The sequence below is a fragment of the Pseudomonadota bacterium genome (genome assembly GCA_023229365.1).
Taxonomy (GTDB): Bacteria; Myxococcota_A; Polyangia; order JAAYKL01; family JAAYKL01; genus JALNZK01.
This window is the reverse complement of the sequence record JALNZK010000045.1, coordinates 21,638-40,968: the sequence shown is the minus strand read 5'-3', so window position 1 is coordinate 40,968 and position 19,331 is coordinate 21,638. Positions and strand designations below refer to the sequence as shown.

Genomic DNA, 19,331 nt, shown 5'->3' with positions numbered 1-19,331 from the left:
GGCTACCCGAGCGGGAACGCGTGCGACGACGGCAACCCGTGCACCTACTCGACGACGTGCAACGGGGCGGGATCGTGCCTGGGCTCGACGGTCACCTGCACCGACACGACCTGCATGGACACCTGGTGCGACGGCGACTCGACGTGCGGCGGGACGCCCATCAACGTCGGCGGCGCCTGCAACGACGGCAACCCGCTGACCATCAACGACACCTGCCAGTCGAACGGGACCTGCGCCGGCATCGCGTCGTACTGCGGCGACGGGAACATCGACGCGGGCGAGAAGTGCGACGACGGCGACTACCCGGCCGCGGGCGGCGACGGCTGCGACGCGAGCTGCCAGATCGAGCTGTACTGGGTGTGCGACGGCGAGCCGAGCAGCTGCCACCGCGTCAACATCCTGTTCGCGATCGCGGACACCGACGATCCGGCGTACCGCGCCAGCGTCGCCGCGATCACCGGCGGCGCCGTGAACTTCTACGACGCGGTCTCCGCCACCCCGTCCGTCGGCGAGATGCAGGCGTACGACTGCGTCTTCACGCACTCGGACTACCAGTACTTGGACGCCACGACCATGGGCAACAACCTCGCGAGCTACGTCGACTGGGGCGGCACGACCGTCATCGGCGTCTTCTCCCTCTCGTCGGGCTGGCCGCTCCTCGGCGCGATCATGGGCTCGGGCTACTGCCCGGTCTACAGCCCGTCGGGAGGCTACTCCACCACGTACTACAACTACGCTGGGGACGGCGCGTCGATGATCCATTACGCGGTCTCGTCCTACGGCAGCTCCTTCCAGAACGACGTCGCGGTGTGGGGCTCCGGCGTGGCGGACGGCCACTACACGAACGGCGTGATCGCGCACGCCTACCGTTCGCCGGACTACAAGGTCGTCTTCAGCAACGGCTACTCCAACGCCAGCACCGGGTGGGCACCCGCCGGTGACTGGGCGCGGCTCATCGCGAACTCCTGCTCGGTCGGGTACTACCTCGGGTACTGATCGTCACACACACGGAAGGCGGCATCCTGATGCGGACACTCATCGTTACGGCTGCGCTCTTCGCGGTCTCGAGCGCCTTCCCTTCCGGCGCGGCGGCGCAGAGCTGCGGGGAGCGGTGCGACGCGGCGTACGCGAGCTGCGCGGCGCTCGAGGCGGCGGGCTGCGAGATCGGCGGCCAGCTGGCCGGCGAGGCGGCGGAGCAGCTGGGGAACGAAATCCCGATCCCCGGGATGGGCGCCCTCTTCGGCGCGCTGGCACACGACACCACGGCGAAGCAGTGCGTCGCGCTCCTCGGGCCGTGCCGGCAGATCCGCACGACCTGCCTCACCGGCTGCCCGCAGGGCGAGGGCCAGGCGGAGGCCGGGACCGCGCCGGCTCCCGCGATCCGGACCAGCACGCTGCGCGTCTTCTCCGACCGCCCGCGCACCATCGTGTACATCAACGAGCAGCGCATGGGCGCCACGCCCGTGGACGCGCTCGAGCCGTTCGTCTCGCCGGAGCTGCCGGTCGGGAGGTACTGGGTGCGCCTCTTGTCGCCGGACGGCGAGTGGGAGTGGCGCGGCGAGAAGACCGTTGAGGAGGGAAACCTCAACGCGGTCGAGGGCCGGCTCTGCGACAGGCGGGTCGCGCTGCTCGAGAAGGCGCACACCCTCGACGCCGCGGGCGAGACGGTCCGCGCCGCCGCCGCGTACCGGGAGCTCCTGATCGCGTTCCCGAACGACGTCGAGATCAAGCCCGAGGCCGAGGAGCGGCTGACGGCCCTCCTCCCGGAGTTCCGGGCCGCGGACGAGGAGATGTTCCGCAGGATCGAGGCGGAGCAGGAGCCGCGGACGCGCGCCACGCTCTGCCGCGTCTACCTGGACGAGTTCGCCGGCGGCGCGTTCCGGACGAAGGTCGAGGCGGCGCTCGCGGAAGCCGAGAACGCGTTTCCGCGTCCGCGGCAACCGGGCGAGCCGGCCGGGCCCGCCGTCGACGACAGGGCGCAGGTCGAGGCGGCGATCGGGGAGGATCTCGGCGCCCCCTACGCCGAATGGCAGAAGCGGTGGACGGCGAGGTTTCCGAAGTACAGCGACTACATGCACTACTACTACAAGAATCGCCGGACGACCGCGATCGTCTTCATGGTCACGTACAGCGTGCTGGCCGTCGGCGGCGCCATCGCCGGGGCGGTGCTGATACCCAAGGGCCAGGAGGAAAAGGACGAGCAGTACGTCATCATCGGCGGCGTCATCATCGGCGTGACGGGGGCCTTCTTCCTGGGGTCGATCATCATCGGCCCGATCGTGGCCCACAACGCCAAGAAGAACATGCTGAAGCTGGAGGCGGCGGGGATGGGGGCGACGGCGCTGCGCCGTCCCCGCATGGAGCTCGCGGGCGTCGCGCTGCTCACCGACGCGCGGAGCGACGTGCGCGGCCTCGCGCTGCACTGGGAGTTCTAGCCCCGACCGAGCTACCCGCCCTGCCCCGGCCGCCAAGCGACGCCGAGCGCGAGCGTGAAGTCGCCGTAGGGGTGCCGCGCGTCGCGATCGAGGCCGATGCGCGCGGAGAGCTCGTACGCCATCTCGCCGCCGAGGACGCGCACGCCGGGCGAGAACGCCCAAGGAAAGAGGCGATCCCCGCCGTAGTCCCGCGTGAACCGCAGGAGGCCGTCGAGCTCGGTCGAGAGCTCCACGACGTCCGCGATCCGCGCCGCGAGACCGTAGTGCATGGACCAGACGAAGTGGGTCGTGTCCTCTCCGACGATCGGCGCGAAAACGAACCCCTGGTGCGCGTAGAACGAGAACACGCCGAGGGTCGCGCCGATCGCCGCGCCCGGCTCGATGAGGAGGTACGGGCCATCGAACACCCGGTCGTCGAGCGCGCCGCGGATCGGCATGCGCCGGCTCCACCGGATGCGCGAGGTGTCGGTCGGCAGCCCGAGCGAGAAGAACGGCGTGAGCGCGAGCTCGAACCGGTACCCCTCCTTCGGCGTCGAGCGCGCGAGCTCGAGCGCCCGGACCCTGGCGCGCAGCCGCAGCACGCCGATGTCGAGCTTCGTCTCCTTCTCGTCGATGAGCGGCGGGACCTCGGTCAAAAGCGTCGTGGTCTGGAACGCGACGAGCTCCCCGCCGAGCCCGACCCGCCATCCCCTCGGGACCCACTCTCCCCCGAGCACGAGCGCGGTCTGCACGACCGTGTAGGTCGTCCGGCCGAGCTCGCAGGAGGCGTAGCGCACCCCCTCGGTCGCCCAGATCCCGTCCCGAGGGATCGGCCCCACCGCGGGCGAGAGGATCGGACCGGCCTCGGCGCGGACCGGATCCACGAACGCGTCGAGCTCGGGCTCGAGCTCCCCGGCGAAGGCGGGCGAGGCGAGCGCCGCGGACAGCGCGAGCAGCGCGACGGGCATCCTTCGCGGCGACATCGGGATCAGTTCCCTGGCGCGCGCCCGTTGCGCAGGTAGTTGCCGCGGCCCGTCGGCCAGGGCCCGCAGTAGAGCTCGGGATCGGCGCCCGCCGGGACGCAGTTGCACGCCGAGCCCTCGACCGTGAACACGTCCAGGCCGTGGTCGATCGTCAGCACGAGGATCTCGAGATCCCCGTCGCCGTCGAGGTCCGCGATCGTCGGGGTCGCCGCGGCGCCGACGCCGTTGCCGCTCGAGGGGTCCTGGTTCGGGAGCTTGATGTCGTGCAGCCGCTCCCCGGCGCTCGAGAGGATCACGAGCCGGCCGTCCTCGCCGCCGGGCTCCCCGAACGTGCCGAACACGATCTCCGGCCGGCCGTCCCCGCTCAGGTCGGCGACCGCGGCCTCGCTCGCGTTCACGAGCGGCCTGCCCTGCGCGTAGTCGGTCCGCCACAGGAGCGTCGGCTCGGGCCCGAACGCGTACATGTACCCGTCCCCGGCGGGCGTGACGATCTCGTTGCGCGCGTCGCCCTCGATGTTCACGATCGCCGGCGACGGCACCACCCCCGGCGGGTACCAGTCGTCGTTGGGGAGCGGCGCCTCGGTGAGCGGGAGCTCCTCCCACCCCGGCAGGCGGCGCGCGGAGGCGTGCCCGGTGACCTCGTAGTCGCCCTGCAGCACCATCACGGCGTGGTGGTACGTGACGTACGGCTCGTCCATCTCGACGTTCGGCACGCCGACCACCTCGTTCCGGCCGTCGCCGTCGATGTCGCCGACGCTCGGCGGCGAGTTCGTCCACTGGAGCCACATCGTCTGGTTGATGTCCGGCCAGTCGCCGGTGTGGAGGTGGTAGTGATCCTCCTCGACCTGCGGGTCCAGCCAGCGGATGAACTGCCCCCAGCTCATGGGGGAGCCCTCGCACGCGTCGTCGCCGCGCCGGGTGAAGTACGACGTGTCCGCGAGCACCGCCGTGCCGTCCGGGTTGAACGCCTGGATGTGGTGGTTGTCGTACGTCACCAGGATCTCGACATCCGCGTCGTCGTCGACGTCGCCCAAACCGACGTTCAGGCCGTACGACCCGTAGCCGCTGTGCCCGTAGCAGTTCGAGTCCACGCCGCCCGGCAGATCGGCGCCCACGCCGGTGCGCGTGTCGTAGCGGGGCCAGCCGTCGCGGATCGACCCGTCCGGCTCGAACACGAAGACGTGGGGGTTCGTGCTCTCGTAACCGGGCGGCTGCTCGCTGCGCGTGTCCGACACGGCGATCTCGATCGTGCCGTCGCCGTCGAGGTCGTCGGCGCCTATCGACCGCACCTCGAAGCAGCTCCCCTCGATGCAGGTCGTCGCCGGCCAGCCCGCCTTGATCGCGAGCGCGCCGCCGACCCACTCGTACGCCGCGACGCTCCCCTCCCCGGCCGCGACGACGACCTCGACCGTGCCGTCGCCCTCGAGATCCGCGACGACGCCCGGGGCGTAGACGCGCCCGGTGTGGCTCACGTCGTGCGGCACCTGACAGAGGAGGCTCCCCGTGTGATCCCAGACCGCGATGTCGTAGAAAGGCGCGATGATCTCCTTGTCGCCGTCGCCGTCGAGATCGTACACCGCCGGGCTCGAGAACCACCCCGTGTTGCCGATGCTCACGTTGAACAGGTGCTCGGGCGCGGCGACCGAGGTGCCGCCGCCCACGTCCTCGCACGTCTGGTTGAAAACCTTCGCGTCGCCCTTGCAGCCGCCAATCGACAGCGCCGCGGCGCACGCCGCCGCACACGCCAAGATCGCGCCGCGCCTAGAACGTCCCGGAGTCGTCATGAGAGTCCCCTCCCTGTCGGAATTACACCTGGATTGTAAGCCGGGTCTTCAGTGAGTGAAACAGAGATCGTCGAACGCCCAGACCGAAGCCGAGGAGCTCACCACGACCGTGGTGATGCCGGCGCCCGACACCTGCGCCATCGAGGGCGTGGAGGACGAGGTGAGGCTCGTCGAGTCGACCACCGACATCGAGGAGTTGTAGGCCGTCATGGAGAAGGAAGAGCTCCCGCTCGAGCTGGTCCACAGGGACACGTCGGACGCCGGAGGCGCGAAGGTGAGCGTCTCCGGCCCCTGCGGCGTGCCTCCGCCCGAAAACGACGAGCTCGAGTTGAACGCGCAGAAGTTCGGGGAGCTGTGGGCGTCCGGCGTGAAGCTGGACGAGTCGAGCAGCCCGCAGCCGTCGTCCGCGTCGGGCCCGGCGAAGGTGACGCCCTGCGCGGTGTATTCGGTCCTGGCCGCGGTCGTGTCCGCGAAGACCGTCGGCCGTGTCGTCTCATCGAAGCTCAGGCACACCACTTCGGTGTCGGTGTCGGTATCGGTATCCGTGTCGGTATCGGTATCCGTGTCGGTGTCGGTGTCCGTGTCTGTATCGGTGTCCGTGTCCGTGTCGGTGTCGGTGTCCGTGTCGGTGTCGGTGTCGGTGTCGCTATCCGTGTCCGTGTCCGTGTCGGTGTCGGTGTCGGTGTCGCTGTCCGAGTCGCTGTCCGAATCCGAATCCGAATCCGAGTCCGAATCCGAGTCCGAATCCGAGTCCGAATCCGAGTCCGAATCCGAGTCCGAGTCGGAATCGCCGTCGGACTCTCCGACCCCGCTGATCTCCGTCGTCGCGCACGCGGTTCCGAGAGCAACCAGAACGAGAAGGAGACTGGCAAGGGATTTCATGGCGATTCCTCCTCGCTTAAGACTACCGCCCCGCGGCGCCCCCCGCAAGGAAGGCAGCTTCGCGGCGCTATGAACATTTGACCGCCGGCGCAACCGGAACCACACTGTCTCCATGCTCGAAAGCCCGGTCTGCGCGCCGCTCTCGCTTCTGCCGTGCGCCCTCGCGCTCGCCGCGGGGCTCCTCTGGTCCGGCGCCGCCGCGGCCGACGCCTGCCGCGATCGCTGCGACGAGTCGTACCAGAGCTGCGCGGCGGTGGAGGCGGCGGGCTGTGAGCTCGGCTCGGATCTCGCCGCGGACGCCGCGTCCGAGCTCGCCGACCAGGTGGTCCCGGGGTTCGGGGCGCTCTTCGGCGGCTTCACCAAGCAGATGACGAAGGAGGCGTGCGAGCAGAACCTCCTCCCGTGCCGTCAGATCCTGACCAACTGCGTCGCCGAGTGCCCGCCCGAGCCCGGGCCGGCCGGTCCGGCGCCGATCGTGGCGCCGCCGCCGGTCCCCACCGCGACGTTCCGGGTGTTCTCCGACCACCCGCGGACGATCGTCTACATCAACGGCGCGCGGATGGGCGCGACGCCGGACGATCCGCTCCAACCGTTCGTCTCGCCCGAGCTCCGCGTCGGCAAGTACTGGGTGAGGCTCGTGACCCTCGACGGGCGCTGGGAGTGGGAGGGCGCCAAGGACGTCGAGGAGGGAAACCTCAACTCCGTGGAGGGGACGCTCGTCAACCTCGAGGAGCGGGAGTGGGCCGCGGCGCAGGCGCTCGATAGGCAGGGGAACGTATCGGGCGCGCTCGCCGCGTACCAGGGCTTCGTGGCGCGCTTCTCGGACAGCCCGAGGATCGCGGAGGCCGAGGCGCGGATCCCGCCGCTGACCGCGGCGATGGAGGAGGCCGAGCGCGCGCTCTACGCCAAGATCGAGCAGGAGCCGGCCCTGGACGCGCGCCTCACGCTGTGCCTGGCGTACCTCGGCGCCTTCGAGCAGGGGTTTCGGCGGGCGCAGGTGGAGCGGATCGCCGCGGACGCGGAGCAGGAGCAGGCGCGCCGGGCGCAGGAGGCCGCGGATCTCGCCGCCCTGACCGCCGCGGTTCGCCCCGTCGATCGCCTGCGCTCCGGCGAGGCGTTCCTCGCCGCCTACCCCGGGAGCGCGCACCGGCCCGAGGCGGAGCGGATCGTCGCGGCCGCGCGGGAGGAGATCGCCGATGCGCAGCGGGTCGGGAAGCCGCTGCGCGCCGTCGGGATCACGGCGCTGGTCGTGGGCCTCGCCGCGGCGGCGGCCGGCGCGGGCACGGGCATCGGGGCGCTCGTGAAGGACAAGCAGCTCGAGGACGATTGCCAGTCGAACGGGGACTGCGGGACGAGCCAGCACGACGACCTGGACGCGCGGAACGATCTCGCACGGTCGTCGGACGTCCTGCTCATCGGCGGCGGCGTCCTCGCGGTGGCCGGGATCGTGTTGCTGGCCGTGGCGCCGGATCGCGAGACCGCGGACGTCGAGCTCGCGCCGGTCGCCGGTCCGAATGCGGTGGGCGCGCGCCTCACGGTGAGGTTCTGAGCATGGGCACGAGGCTCGCACCGTCGCTCCTCATGGCGCCGCTCCTCGCGCTCGCCGCGTGCGGGGCGCTGCTCGACGATCACGACAAGGTCGACGTGGACTTCTGCGGCGGCTACAAGGGCGACGACGAGTGCTGCGCCGAGGACGACCCCTGCGATCTCGGGGATGATCTCGGCTGCCAGTGCAGCGGCTGCGGCTGGGATCGGGACGACTGCACGATGCTCTGGACGTTCACGGACGCCTGCGACGACGGGTACGCCATCGACGTCGGCGTCTACCAGGTCGGCGCGGACGGGTACTACGACGAGACCGCCGACGAGCCGAAGTGGGAGGGGCTCACCCTCGAGGAGCTCGGCGAGGCGTACGAGCTCGAGACCGACTGCACGCCGGGCGAGTACACCTGCTGGGGCGCCTGGGCCGACTCCGGCATGACGTGGGGCTGCGGCAGCGGCTGCCAGCAGTACTGCCCGGACTGCTGCTACTATTGCGATCTCTCGGGAGTGGTGGTCCGCACCCTCATCTGCGAGTAAGGGTGCGCGCGAAGCACTTCTTCCTCATTCCGTCACCGCCCACTCCACCCCGCTCGTGAAGACGCCCTCGGCGACGCAGTCGATCAGCATCACCGGATCGGAGCCGTCGACGTCCGCGACCCAGAGGTCCGAGCAGCTCGCGCCGCCGTGGCCGAGGAGGTACGCGATGCGCGCCTCGTCCGGCGAGAACGAGAAGCCGTAGAAGAACTGATCTTCGGCGTCGAGGATCACGGTCCCGCCCTGGAGATCGTCCGCCGGCGCGACGACGAGCATCGACCACTCCTGCCGGAACGCGACGAGATCGCCGCTCGGTGACACCACGGGGTTGGTCGCGCCGCCGCGCACCTCCTCGATGGAGCTCCCGTCGCCGTGCATGCGCCAGAGCCCCTGATCGAGATCCGGCTCCTGGCGCCAGAACAGGATGTCGCCCCCCGGGAGCACCGCCGGCCCGATGTCGGACGTGTTCTCGACGAGCGGCGTGAGCCACGTCTCCTCGCCGCTGCCGAGCGCGTGGGTCAGGATGCGGTACGGGTCGTTGCCGAACTCGAACGTGTCGTCCACGACCTCCTGCCAGAAGCTCGCGCGGCGGCAGAGGTAGAGGGTCTGATCGTCGTCCGAGAACAGGTGGCACTCGTCGTTGATGCTGCCGGAGGTGATCTGGACCGGCGCGGCGTCGGGCGCGAGGAGCCACGTGAACTGGATCGCGTCGCCGATCGTCACGCCGAAGTGCTCCTCCTGGTACGGATCCGCGGAGGAGAACGCGATCGTGGCGCCGTCGTGGGCCACGCCGAACGACCAGAGCCTATCGACGCGGAAGCGCGTGCCGGCCGCGAGCCCGTCCGGCGAGATCATCTCCACGCTGTCGGTGCCGGTCGAGCCCCACACGCCGTAGTAGATGCACTCGCCCGGGAGCGGCGGATCGACCTCCTCGAAGCCGATGTCGTCCGGCTCTAGCCACGGCAGCCCGGCGTCGGCGTCGGTGTCCGAGTCGGTGTCCGTGTCCGTGTCGGCGTCGGTGTCCGCGTCGGTGTCCGCGTCGGTGTCCGTGTCGGTGTCCGCGTCACCGCCCGATCCCGCGTCCTCGGAGCACGCGCCGAGCCCCGCCGCGACCAGCGCGGCCATCGCGAAAATGGTGTACCGTTTCATGGGCTCCAGGGTATCACAACGGAGCGATCCGCATGAAAAGGAGACGGCCATGAAGACGACGACACGTTTTCTCCTCCCCTGCGCCGCGTGCGCGCTGCTCGCGTGCGCCGGCGGGAAGCCCGAGGCCGAGGTCCCCGCGCCGGAACCGCCCGAGCCGCCGGCCGTGGACGCCATCGCCCCGCCGACCGCGGCCGAGATCCTGGACGCCGCCATCGAGGCGGCGGGCGGGCTCGAGAAGATCGAGGCGGCGTCGTCCTGGGTGAGCCGGAGCAAGGGCGTGTACATGGGCTTGCCGTACGAGTCCAGGAACACCTACAAGGACGGCCTCGTGCGCATGGAGATCACGATGGCCGGCGAGCGGATGACGATGGTGATGGGCGACGATCCCTGCTGGATGACGAGCGGGCCCGTCGTCCTGCCGTGCTCCGCCGAGGACCGCGCGATCAACCGCGCCATGAGCGCCATGGGCGAGGCGACCCGGCTCGCGCCGCTCAAGCGCCCCAGCTGGGAGATGACCGCGCGCCGCACGGACGTGGGCGGCAGGTCGTGCGACGTGTTCGACGTGCGGAACGCCGCGGCCGGCGCCGAGGGCGTCCTGATCCTCGACGCCGAGACGCACGTCGTCGTCCAGAGCATGTACATGGCGACGATGCACGGCCGCGAGGCCGAAGTCGTCGTCGTGCCCTCGGAGAACAAGGAGCTGTGCGGCGTCCAGATGCCGTCCAAGATCGTCACGACCTTCGGCGGGACGCCGTGGGTGGAGGAGGAGATGCTCGAGCTCGAGTGCGGGCCGGTCGACGACGCGGCGTTCGCCGAGCCGCCCCAGGTGGCCGACGGGACGGTCGTCGTGCGCGACGCGCCGGTCGCCGTATTGGGGTGCGTGGTGATGCAGGGCCCGTACGACGGCATGGGAGCGGCGTTCGGGAAGCTCGAGGGGCTCCTCGGCGCGGCGGGGCTCGCGCCCGCGGGGCACGCGATGGCCGTCTACGTCGTGGGCCCGGCCGAGACCAAGAAGCCGGAGAAGTACGTCACTGAGGTGTGCATCCCGGTCGGGGTCGCAGCGCCCCCGACGCCCGGGAAGCCGCCCGGCGAGCTCCTGGTGAAGACGCTCCCGGCCGCGAAGGCTTTGTCCGTGTACGGCGTCGGGCCGTGCGAGAAGAAGTCGCCCGATCTCGCGAAGCGCGCCGTGGCGGAGGCGAAGACGCGCAAGCTCAAGCCCGCGGGCCAGATGCGGCAGATCTTCTACTCGGACCTCGCGACCACGCCGCCCGAGAAGCAGGTCTCCGAGATGCAGCTGCCGGTGAAGTGACGCCGGTCCCCGGGCCTCTCCGCCCTCCCGATCCGCTCGAACGCACCCGCGGAGGATCTCCGCGGGCTGGTGGAAGAGAACGCGCCGTGAAGCTGTTCGCCACGAAGCACTCGCACGTCTTGCTGTACCTATCGAACCAAAAACGCCACCACTCCCGCGGAACCATCTGGCCGGAAGTGGAACCCGAGGACTGATTCCAGCCCGCGCAGATCCTGCGCGGGTTTTCGCAGAGCCCGAGCCGTCCCGTTCCCAGCCCGCGCGGATCCCGCGCGGGTCGTTTCGGTACGCTCCTTGCCGCACGCCTCGCCGACTGCCACGCCGTGCTCAGTCCCCCTCCCTGCACAGCTCCACCATGACGCCGCGGGTGCTCTTGGGGTGCAGGAACGCGATCCGCTTGCCGCCCGCGCCGATCGTGGGCGTCTCGTTGACGAGCCGCACGCCCGCGTCCGCCGCCTGCCTGAGCTGCGCCGGAAGATCGCTCGAGTGGAAGGCGACGTGGTGGACGCCTTCGCCGCGGCTCGCGAGGAACTTCGCGACCGGGCTGTCGTCGGCCGTCGGCTCGAGCAGCTCGACGTGCGTCTCCCCCACCTTGAAGAACGCCGTGCGCACCTTCTGGCTCGGGATCTCCTCGATCCTCTCGCACGTGAGCCCGAGCGCCTTTTCGTAGAGCGGGATCGCGTCCTCGAGCTTGTGCACCGCGATCCCCAGGTGGTCGATCCTGTCGATCATCTCCTGCCCTGCCCTTTCCTCCGAGCGCCGCCCGCTAGCGGTGGGCGCCGACGTCCGTGTACGTGCCGAACACCCCGCGCAGGACGCCGCAGATCTCGCCGAGCGTCGCGTACGCGCGGACCGCGCCGAGGATCGGCGGCATGAGGTTCGAGGTCCCCCGCGCCGCCTCGCCGAGCGCCGCGAGCGCGCGATCCGCGGCCGCGGCGTCGCGCCCCTCTCTCACCGCCCGCACGCGCCCGACCTGCGCCCGCTCGATCTCGGGCGGCACGCGGAACACGGCCGGGCTCGGGCCCTCCTTGGCCTGGAACTTGTTCACGCCCACGATGCCTCGATCGCCTGTCTCGATCTGGCTCTGGTACTCGTACGACGCGTCCTCGATCTGCCGCTGCGGGAAGCCGGTCTCGATCGCCGCGACCATCCCGCCCATCTCCTCGATCTTCCGCATCAGGCCGAGCGCCTCGCGCTCGATGCGATCCGTGAGCCCCTCGACGTAGTACGACCCCGCGAGCGGATCGACCGTGTTGCAGACCCCGGACTCGTACGCGATCACCTGCTGCGTGCGCAGGGCGAGGAGCGCGGCGCCCTCGGTGGGCAGCGAGAGCGCCTCGTCGCGCGAGTTCGTGTGCAGCGACTGCGTGCCGCCGAGCACCGCGGCGAGCGCCTGCAGCGCGACGCGCACGACGTTGTTGTCGATCTGCTGCGCCGTGAGCGCGTACCCGGCGGTCTGCGTGTGGAACCGCATCATCTGGCTCTGCGGCTTCTTCGCGCCGAAGCGCTCCTTCATGATGCGGGCCCACATGCGGCGCGCCGCGCGGAACTTCGCGACCTCCTCGAGGAGATCCGAGGAGGCGTTGAAGAAGAAGGCGATCCGCGGGGCGAACACGTCGACGTCGAGACCGGCGTCGAGCGCGGTCTTCACGTAGGTCACGGCGTCCGCGAGCGTGAACGCCACCTCCTGCACGGCGGTCGAGCCCGCCTCGCGCACGTGGTAGCCGGAGATGGAGATCGTGTTGAACTTCGGCGTGCTCGCGCTGCACCACGCGAAGATGTCCGTCACGATCCGCAGGCTCGGGCGCGGCGGGAAGATGTAGGTCCCGCGCGCGAAGTATTCCTTGAGGATGTCGTTCTGGATCGTGCCCTCGAGCGCGGCGGGCGCGACCCCCTGCTTCTCGCCGACCGCGACGTACATGGCGAGCAGCACGGCCGCCGGCGAGTTGATGGTCATCGACGTGGAGACCTTGTCGAGCGGGATGCCGTCGAGCAGCGCCTCCATGTCCGCGAGCGAGTCGATCGCGACGCCGACCTTGCCGACCTCGCCGCGGGCCATCGGGTCGTCGGAGTCGTAGCCGATCTGCGTCGGCAGATCGAACGCCACCGAGAGGCCGGTCTGCCCCTGCTGGAGCAGGTACCTGTACCGCTCGTTCGACTCCTCGGCGGTCGAGAAGCCCGCGTACTGGCGCATCGTCCAGAAGCGGCCGCGGTACATCGTCGGCTGCACGCCCCGGGTGAACGGGTACGCGCCGGGCAGGCCGACGCTCTCGACGTACGCGTCGGTGACCGCCTCGGGGAGCGCCACGCGCTCGACCGGGAGGCCGGAGCCGGTCCGGAACTCGGGCCTGCGCTCGGGCGCCTTCTCGAGCGCCTTCCCGAGGATCCTCGCCTCCCACTCCGCGACCTTGGGGTGCTTCGTCATGGCTCGTCCTTTCGCGCGAGCAGCCGTGCGATCAGCTCCCGCGCCAGCGCCCTCGGATCGCCGCGCAGCGACCCGAGCGCCTCGACCCCCTCGGCCACCTTCGGCCTGAGCATCTCGAGCGCCCAGTCCGTCACCTCGGCGCCGCGCGCCCGCCGCCGCCGCTCCGCGATCTGCCCGCTCTCGCGCAGCGCCGCCGCCAGCGCCTCGAACCCATCCGCCAGCTCCGTCACGCCCCGGCCGTCGACCGCGCAGGTTCGGTACACCGCCCGGCCGGTCGCCGCGGCGATCGCCTCCATCTCGGCCGCGAGCGCCTCGGCCGCGGGCTGGTCCGCCTTGTTGACGACGATGGCGTCGACCAGCTCGATGAGGCCGGCCTTCATCGCCTGCACGTCGTCGCCGAGCCCGGGCGCGAGCACGAGCGCGGTGAGATCCGCGAGCCCGACGACGTCGAGCTCGGCCTGGCCGACGCCGACCGTCTCCAGCACGACGATCCCGCAGCCCGAGTACGCCATCACCCGCACCGCCGCGCCCGCCGCGGCGCACAGGCCGCCTCTGCGGCCGCGCGTCGCCATCGAGCGGATCACCACGTCCTCGTCGACCGCGTGGCGCATCATCCGGATGCGATCGCCGAGCAGCGCCCCGCCGGTGATGGTGGACGACGGATCGATCGCGACCACGCCGACCCGACGCCCCTGGGCGCGGTAGCAGGTGATGAGCGCCTGCGTCAGTGTGGACTTCCCGGCGCCGCCGGGCCCTGTCACTCCCACGACGAGCGCGGAGTCCACCACCGGGTCCTCGAGCGCGGCGAGGATCTCGGCCGCGGCCGGTGCGCCGTCCTCGACGATCGAGATGGCGCGGCCGATCGCCCGCGGGCTCCTGGCGCGGAGCTCGGCGAGCAGCGTCTGGATCTCCCGCGTCACGCCGGACGCCCCTTGCGGTGCTCTTCGGCCGCCTCCCGGAACGCCGCCAGGATCTCCCCGACCGGTGTCCCGGGCGTGTACACCGCGCGGATGCCGAGGCCGACGAGCCCGGGGACGTCCTCCTTCGGGATCACGCCGCCGCCTATCACCGGGATGTCGCCCGCGTCGGACCTGCGCAGCGCCTCGAGCACCGCCGCGAACAGCTCGTTGTGCGCGCCAGAGAGGAGGCTCAGGCCGATGACGTCGACGTCCTCCTGCACCGCGGCCGCGGCGATCTCCTCGGGCGATCTCCGGATGCCGGTGTAGACGACCTCGAACCCGTCGTCCCGGAGCGCCCGGGCGATGTACTTCGCGCCGCGATCGTGGCCGTCGAGGCCGGGCTTCCCGACGAGGACGCGTCCGCGGTGTTTCGGCTGTGTCGTCATGCATGCCTCTGCTAGAGCGGGATGTTACCGTGCTTCTTGCTGGGTCTGTCGATCCGCTTGTTCTCGAGGGTGTCCAGCGCGTCGATCACCCTGGCGCGGGTCTCGGCCGGGTTGATCACCGCGTCGACGTAGCCGAGCTCGGCGGCCTTGTACGGGTTGGAGAAGCGCGCCACGTACTCCTTGACGCGCGCCTTGCGCGTCGCGATAGGATCCTCGGCGGACTCGATCTCCTTCTTGAAGATGATGCTCGCCGCGCCCTCGGCCCCCATGACCGCGATCTCCGCGAACGGCCAGGCGAGGTTGATGTCGGCGCCGATGTGCTTGGAGCACATGGCGTCGTAGGCGCCGCCGTACGCCTTGCGCACGATCACGGTGACCATGGGCACCGTCGCCTCGGAGTACGCGTAGAGCAGCTTCGCGCCGTGCCGGATGATGCCGTTGTGCTCCTGATCCGCGCCGGGCAGGAACCCCGGCACGTCGACGAACGTGATCATCGGGATGTTGAAGCAGTCGCAGAAGCGGACGAACCGCGCGGCCTTGTCCGAGGCGTTGATGTTCAGGCAGCCGGCGAGGTTCATCGGGTTGTTGCCGAGGACGCCGACCGGGCGGCCCGCGACGCGCGCGAACGCCGTCACGAAGTTCGAGCCGAAGTTCTTCGCGACCTCGAGCCACGAGTCGCGGTCCGCGACGAGCTTCATGATCCGGCGCATGTCGTAGACCTTGCGGTGGTGGTCCGGGATGACCGCCAGGATCTCGTCGTTGGTGAGCGCCTGCTCGCGATCCCAGTCGGACCGCGGCGGCTTGTCCGCGCAGCTCTGCGGCAGGTAGCCGAGCAGCGCGCGGATCTCCGCGAGGCACGACGCCTCGTCCTTGCACTCGAAGTGGCACACCCCGGACTTCTGGCCGTGGGTCCTCGCGCCGCCGAGCGCCTCGAACGAGATCTCCTCGCCCGTGACCGTCTTGATCACCGCCGGGCCGGTGATGAACATGTGGCTCGTGTCGCGCACCATGAAGATGAAGTCCGTGATCGCCGGCGAGTAGACCGCGCCGCCCGCGCAGGGCCCCAGGATCGCCGAGATCTGCGGGATGTAGCCCGAGGCCTGCGGGTTGCGGAAGAAGATGTCGCCGTAGCCGCCGAGCGACATCACGCCCTCCTGGATCCGCGCCCCGCCCGAGTCGTTCAGGCCGATGATCGGGCAGCGGTTGCTCATCGCGAGGTCCATGATCTTGACGACCTTCTTGGCGAACACCTCGCCGAGCGCGCCGCCGAAGTCCATGAACTCCTGCGAGAAGACGAACACCCTGCGGCCGTCGATCGTCCCCCACCCCGTGATCACGCCGTCGCCCGGGATCCGCTTCTTGTCGATCCCGAAGTCCGTGCAGCGGTGCACGGCGAACGCGTCGGTCTCGTGGAACGAGCCGGGATCGAGGAGCTTGTGGATCCGCTCCCGGGCCGTGAGCTTTCCCTCCGCGTGCCGCTTCGCGACCTGCTCCGGGACGGCGTGGTCCGTCGCCTCCGCGAGCTTCGCCTCGAGATCGTGGATCGCGTGTTCGACTTTGTTGTCGGTCATGGTCGCACATCCTACCGCGCCCTGCGCATCGGCTCAAGGCGCGGGGAGAGCCGATTCCCAGCTGTCCAGCGGGAGCGAGACCGGTGGTGGCGCACGTCGATATTGCGAGAACCGAAGAATTAGTAAACTATTAAGGACCGTCCCCGGAATCTTGATGACCTCGTCGTTCCTGTCCGCGGCGATCTCGTCGCCGCCCTCGATGAGGTACCGTTCGAACGCCTCGAGCGCGAGGCCGTAACGTCTGCCGGCCGCCTCGGCCTGCCCGATGTTGTAGAAGAGCTTCCACGAGGGCTTGAGCCGGTTCGCCTCGCGGAACGCGTCCGCCGCGGCGGCGTAGTCGCCCTTGTCGAAAAGCTCTCCGCCGAGGCCGAAGGCCGCCTTGGCCGGATCCGCCTCGTCCTGGGCGGACGACGCCACTCCCGCAGTCGTGACCGCCGCCGCGCACGACGTGGCGACGAGCCAGGCGATGGGTCTCTTCATGGTCTCACCTTTCTTCGACTGCTTGTAGGGACAGGGTACCACAACGCCGCGCGGGGGTTCGAGGGCTTCTCGCATGGCGCAGAGGGAGGTGGTCGGCGCAGCGGCGATTCAAAGGAGCGAGGGCCGACACCGACGACGGTCCAAGGGCGCGCCGGATGAGATCCGGCTCACCAGGTTGCGCGGGTGTAAGAGGAGGGAGGGCTATCCCATGAAAGGGTACTCGTACGACGTGGGCGGCAGGAACGTTTCCTTGATGGTCCTCGGGCTGATCCAGCGCAACAGGTTGAGGGGTCCGCCCGCCTTGTCGTTCGTTCCCGAGCAACGCGCGCCGCCGAACGGCTGCAGGCCGACCATGGCGCCCGTCGGCTTGTCGTTGATGTAGAAGTTGCCGGCCGCGTAGCGGAGGATCCGACACGCTTCGATGAACGCGTACCTGTCCCGGCAGAAGATGGCACCGGTCAGCGCGTACGGCGATGTGGCGTCACAGAGATGTAGGGTCTCGGTCCAGCGAGCGTCGTCGTACACGAAGACGCTGAGCACCGGCCCGAAGATCTCCTCCTCCATGGTGACGAAGCGCGGGTTCCGAACCTCGATGACCGTAGGCTGCACGAAGTAGCCCACCGCCTTGTCGCCGTCGCCGCCGCACAGTATTCGGGCGTCTTCCGACGACCGGGCCAAAGCAATGTAGCGCATGGTGTTGTCGAAGGAGGCTTCGTCGATGACGGCGTTGACGAAGTTGCCGAAGTCGCGAACATCTCCGACGCGGATGCTGGAGACCATGTCGACCACAGCGTCGCGGATCGCCGGCCAGAGCGACGCGGGTACGTACGCGCGCGACGCGGCCGAGCACTTCTGGCCTTGGTATTCGAACGCGCCGCGGACCATGGCCGTGGCTGCTGCCAACGGGTCCGCCGACGCGTGGGCGAAGATGAAGTCTTTCCCGCCGGTCTCGCCCACGATGCGCGGATACGAGCGGTAGGTGGGCAGGTTTTCCGCGATCGACCGCCACAGGTGGTTGAACGTGGCGTTGGACCCCGTGAAGTGGATACCGGAAAGACGAGGGTGCTCGAGCACGGTCCGCCCCACGAGCTCGCCCGCGCCCGGGACGAAGTTGACGACGCCCGGCGGTAGACCGGCCTCCATCAGCAGGCGCATGAGGTAGTAGTTCGAGAGCACCGCCGTGCTGGCCGGTTTCCACACGGTCGTGTTGCCCATCAGGGCGACCGCCATGTTCAAGTTGGAGGCGATCGCCGTGAAGTTGAAAGGGCTGACCGCGAACACGAACCCTTCGAGCGGCCGGTACTCCATCCGATTGAGCTGCTCGATCGTCGAGCGCGGTTGCCCCGCGTAGATCTGCGAGGCGAAGTACACATTGTAGCGCTGATAGTCGATCGTCTCGCATGCGGCGTCGATCTCGGCCTGGTGGACGCTCTTTCCCTGCCCCAGCATCGTCGCCGCCGTGATCCGCAGGCGGTGATCCTTCGACAGCAACTCGGCCGCCTTGAGCATGATCGACGCGCGCTCGATCCACGACAGCGCCGACCACGCCTCGTGCGCTGCCAAGGCCGCCTTCACGGCGCGACCCACCTCGTTCTTCCCGGCCAAGTGGCACTGGGCCAACACGTGCCCGTGCTCACATGGCATGACGACACCGCGCGTACGCCCGGTCCGCACCTCCTCGCCGCCGATGACGAGGGGGATCTCGACCTCGATCGCGGCCTGGCGAGCGAGCTCGGCCTGTAGGTGCTGGCGCTCGAGCGAGGCGGGGGCGTACTCGAGGATCGGCTCGTTCTGCGGGACATCGAAATGAAAGACGCTGTTGTTCATGATCACCCCCCTCGAGCCCGCACGGGCCGCCTGCTGCGATCATGGCAGGATCTCGTGGATGAAGAAAATGAAATGAATTCTCCGTTAGAATGAACGATACTCACCCAAAAAGAAGGGGAGGGAACCATGGCGATGGATCTCGGCCGGCTGCGCGCCTTCCTCGAAGTCGCGCGGGTCGGCAGCTACCAGGTGGCCGCGCTCCGCTTGCACGTCACACCCTCCGCAATCAGTCACGCGCTGCGCAAGCTACAGGACGATCTGGGTTGCGAGCTGGTGGACTGGCGGGGTAGGCGCTTCGCCCTGACCGCTGCGGGAGAAGACTTGTTCCACACCTGTCAGCAGGTCTTCGACGAAATCGACGAGGCCGAGCGTCGCCTTTGCGCGGGAGGCAAGGAGGGCGCGCTACGCGTCGTGCTCGGCTCGACCATCGAGTTCGGAACCACCGTGCTGCTGTACAAGCTCAAGCCTCTGCTGGCAGAGCATCCGGAGTTGCACGTGGACTTCCAGTTCAGCAACAGCCTCGACGGTCCGCTGCTCCGGGACGAGGTGGACTTGGTCGTGGATTGTAGGCCGCACGGCCATCCGGCGGTGCACCGGACCGAAATGTTCCGCGAGAAGTACGTGGTTGTGGCGGCGCCGGAGTTCCTCGAGCGCCACGCCGTGCGGAAACCGCTCGATCTGCAGAGCGTGCCGGTGATTTCGCTCGATACCCAGGGGCGGTGGTGGACGACCCTGCTCAGCACCCTGCCTGCCGGCCGGCGGCCCACGTTCGGGCGGATGTTGGCTATTGACCACGTTCGCGGCATGGTAAACGCGACGCTGGCCGGTTACGGAGTCGGCTTGCTGCCCAAGTATGCGCTCCTGCCCGAGCTCGAGCGTGGCGCGCTGACCGTGCTCTTCCCGCGCCTGCGCCTGCTCGAGGATACCTTCTGCATCTATCAGAAGGTCGCCCGACTCGCGCGCCCGGGAAACCGGGCACTGACGGACCTCTTGACCCGCATGAACGTGAGCGAGCTCGGGGACGCGATCGGAACGACCGTGCGGAGGCGTGTGCGTTGACGGTGCGGGGAGGGCGCAAAGCGGCGGAGC

The 19,331-nt window shown here is 69.7% G+C and carries 17 protein-coding genes; 6 read left to right on the top strand and 11 right to left on the bottom strand.

All coding sequences use genetic code 11. The features are described from left to right. Together M0R80_17410 and M0R80_17405 are read left to right on the top strand one after the other, a co-directional pair. Positions 1 to 996, top strand: a 996-nt coding sequence (locus tag M0R80_17410; GenBank protein MCK9461411.1) for a hypothetical protein, incomplete at its 5' end; no start/stop codon positions are given. 29 nt (positions 997 to 1,025) lie between these two features. Next, positions 1,026 to 2,435 carry a hypothetical protein gene (locus M0R80_17405; protein MCK9461410.1) on the top strand — a complete coding sequence of 470 codons (1,410 nt, stop codon included), beginning with the start codon at positions 1,026 to 1,028 and terminating at the stop codon, positions 2,433 to 2,435. 11 nt (positions 2,436 to 2,446) lie between these two features. Here M0R80_17405 and M0R80_17400 read toward each other — a convergent pair whose 3' ends face one another. From M0R80_17400 to M0R80_17390, 3 genes are read right to left on the bottom strand one after another with little or no spacing between them, the layout of a single operon-like run. After that, positions 2,447 to 3,397, bottom strand: coding sequence for a hypothetical protein (locus M0R80_17400; protein MCK9461409.1), 951 nt, complete (start codon positions 3,395 to 3,397; stop codon positions 2,447 to 2,449). A gap of 5 nt (positions 3,398 to 3,402) precedes the next feature. Further along, positions 3,403 to 5,181 carry an FG-GAP-like repeat-containing protein gene (locus M0R80_17395; protein ID MCK9461408.1) on the bottom strand — a complete coding sequence of 593 codons (1,779 nt, stop codon included), beginning with the start codon at positions 5,179 to 5,181 and terminating at the stop codon, positions 3,403 to 3,405. 48 nt (positions 5,182 to 5,229) lie between these two features. Further along, the gene (locus M0R80_17390; protein ID MCK9461407.1) at positions 5,230 to 6,063 is read right to left on the bottom strand and encodes a hypothetical protein; all 834 of its coding nucleotides are present in this window, start codon (positions 6,061 to 6,063) and stop codon (positions 5,230 to 5,232) included. A gap of 112 nt (positions 6,064 to 6,175) precedes the next feature. Between M0R80_17390 and M0R80_17385 the strand changes: the two genes are divergently transcribed. Beyond that, on the top strand, positions 6,176 to 7,612 hold the full coding sequence (locus tag M0R80_17385; GenBank protein MCK9461406.1) for a hypothetical protein: 1,437 nt from the start codon (positions 6,176 to 6,178) through the stop codon (positions 7,610 to 7,612). 2 nt (positions 7,613 to 7,614) lie between these two features. Beyond that, positions 7,615 to 8,142 carry a hypothetical protein gene (locus M0R80_17380; protein MCK9461405.1) on the top strand — a complete coding sequence of 176 codons (528 nt, stop codon included), beginning with the start codon at positions 7,615 to 7,617 and terminating at the stop codon, positions 8,140 to 8,142. Between the two features lie 24 nt (positions 8,143 to 8,166). Here the strand turns inward: M0R80_17380 and M0R80_17375 are convergent, their stop codons facing one another. Beyond that, positions 8,167 to 9,288 carry a hypothetical protein gene (locus M0R80_17375; GenBank protein ID MCK9461404.1) on the bottom strand — a complete coding sequence of 374 codons (1,122 nt, stop codon included), beginning with the start codon at positions 9,286 to 9,288 and terminating at the stop codon, positions 8,167 to 8,169. Positions 9,289 to 9,337: 49 nt separating this feature from the next. On the opposite strand from M0R80_17375, the gene M0R80_17370 reads away from it, so the two are divergent. Further along, a complete protein-coding gene (locus M0R80_17370; protein ID MCK9461403.1) occupies positions 9,338 to 10,597 on the top strand; it encodes a hypothetical protein in 1,260 nt (419 codons plus the stop codon). Positions 10,598 to 10,921: 324 nt separating this feature from the next. Here M0R80_17370 and mce read toward each other — a convergent pair whose 3' ends face one another. The 7 genes from mce to pruA all read right to left on the bottom strand — a co-directional run bounded on the left by mce (position 10,922) and on the right by pruA (position 18,242). After that, a complete protein-coding gene (gene mce / locus M0R80_17365; protein ID MCK9461402.1) occupies positions 10,922 to 11,326 on the bottom strand; it encodes a methylmalonyl-CoA epimerase in 405 nt (134 codons plus the stop codon). A gap of 34 nt (positions 11,327 to 11,360) precedes the next feature. Continuing rightward, entirely contained in the window at positions 11,361 to 13,019 is a 1,659-nt protein-coding gene (locus M0R80_17360) for a methylmalonyl-CoA mutase family protein (GenBank protein ID MCK9461401.1), read from the bottom strand. After that, complete coding sequence (gene meaB, locus M0R80_17355) at positions 13,016 to 13,939, bottom strand: methylmalonyl Co-A mutase-associated GTPase MeaB (GenBank protein ID MCK9461400.1); 924 nt, start codon at positions 13,937 to 13,939, stop codon at positions 13,016 to 13,018. Before meaB ends, M0R80_17360 begins: the two co-directional genes overlap by 4 nt. After that, positions 13,936 to 14,364, bottom strand: coding sequence for a cobalamin B12-binding domain-containing protein (locus M0R80_17350; protein ID MCK9461399.1), 429 nt, complete (start codon positions 14,362 to 14,364; stop codon positions 13,936 to 13,938). Before M0R80_17350 ends, meaB begins: the two co-directional genes overlap by 4 nt. A gap of 11 nt (positions 14,365 to 14,375) precedes the next feature. Then, the gene (locus M0R80_17345; protein MCK9461398.1) at positions 14,376 to 15,935 is read right to left on the bottom strand and encodes an acyl-CoA carboxylase subunit beta; all 1,560 of its coding nucleotides are present in this window, start codon (positions 15,933 to 15,935) and stop codon (positions 14,376 to 14,378) included. A gap of 33 nt (positions 15,936 to 15,968) precedes the next feature. Further along, positions 15,969 to 16,415, bottom strand: a complete 447-nt coding sequence (locus tag M0R80_17340; protein MCK9461397.1) for a hypothetical protein — start codon at positions 16,413 to 16,415, stop codon at positions 15,969 to 15,971. Between the two features lie 201 nt (positions 16,416 to 16,616). Continuing rightward, a complete protein-coding gene (gene pruA, locus M0R80_17335; GenBank protein MCK9461396.1) occupies positions 16,617 to 18,242 on the bottom strand; it encodes an L-glutamate gamma-semialdehyde dehydrogenase in 1,626 nt (541 codons plus the stop codon). Between the two features lie 126 nt (positions 18,243 to 18,368). Between pruA and M0R80_17330 the strand changes: the two genes are divergently transcribed. Next, positions 18,369 to 19,301: a LysR family transcriptional regulator gene (locus tag M0R80_17330; protein ID MCK9461395.1), complete on the top strand. Its 933-nt coding sequence runs from the start codon at positions 18,369 to 18,371 to the stop codon at positions 19,299 to 19,301. The last annotated feature ends 30 nt before the right edge of the window (positions 19,302 to 19,331 follow it).

Excerpts from the sequence above, each read along its gene's own strand:
- M0R80_17405 (MCK9461410.1), top strand. The coding sequence starts at position 1,026 with ATGCGGACACTCATCGTTACGGCTGCGCTCTTCGCGGTCTCGAGCGCC.
- M0R80_17400 (MCK9461409.1), bottom strand. The coding sequence starts at position 3,397 with ATGTCGCCGCGAAGGATGCCCGTCGCGCTGCTCGCGCTGTCCGCGGCG.
- M0R80_17395 (MCK9461408.1), bottom strand. The coding sequence starts at position 5,181 with ATGACGACTCCGGGACGTTCTAGGCGCGGCGCGATCTTGGCGTGTGCG.
- M0R80_17390 (MCK9461407.1), bottom strand. The coding sequence starts at position 6,063 with ATGAAATCCCTTGCCAGTCTCCTTCTCGTTCTGGTTGCTCTCGGAACC.
- M0R80_17385 (MCK9461406.1), top strand. The coding sequence starts at position 6,176 with ATGCTCGAAAGCCCGGTCTGCGCGCCGCTCTCGCTTCTGCCGTGCGCC.
- M0R80_17380 (MCK9461405.1), top strand. The coding sequence starts at position 7,615 with ATGGGCACGAGGCTCGCACCGTCGCTCCTCATGGCGCCGCTCCTCGCG.
- M0R80_17375 (MCK9461404.1), bottom strand. The coding sequence starts at position 9,288 with ATGAAACGGTACACCATTTTCGCGATGGCCGCGCTGGTCGCGGCGGGG.
- M0R80_17370 (MCK9461403.1), top strand. The coding sequence starts at position 9,338 with ATGAAGACGACGACACGTTTTCTCCTCCCCTGCGCCGCGTGCGCGCTG.
- mce (MCK9461402.1), bottom strand. The coding sequence starts at position 11,326 with ATGATCGACAGGATCGACCACCTGGGGATCGCGGTGCACAAGCTCGAG.
- M0R80_17360 (MCK9461401.1), bottom strand. The coding sequence starts at position 13,019 with ATGACGAAGCACCCCAAGGTCGCGGAGTGGGAGGCGAGGATCCTCGGG.
- M0R80_17350 (MCK9461399.1), bottom strand. The coding sequence starts at position 14,364 with ATGACGACACAGCCGAAACACCGCGGACGCGTCCTCGTCGGGAAGCCC.
- M0R80_17345 (MCK9461398.1), bottom strand. The coding sequence starts at position 15,935 with ATGACCGACAACAAAGTCGAACACGCGATCCACGATCTCGAGGCGAAG.
- M0R80_17340 (MCK9461397.1), bottom strand. The coding sequence starts at position 16,415 with ATGAAGAGACCCATCGCCTGGCTCGTCGCCACGTCGTGCGCGGCGGCG.
- pruA (MCK9461396.1), bottom strand. The coding sequence starts at position 18,242 with ATGAACAACAGCGTCTTTCATTTCGATGTCCCGCAGAACGAGCCGATC.
- M0R80_17330 (MCK9461395.1), top strand. The coding sequence starts at position 18,369 with ATGGCGATGGATCTCGGCCGGCTGCGCGCCTTCCTCGAAGTCGCGCGG.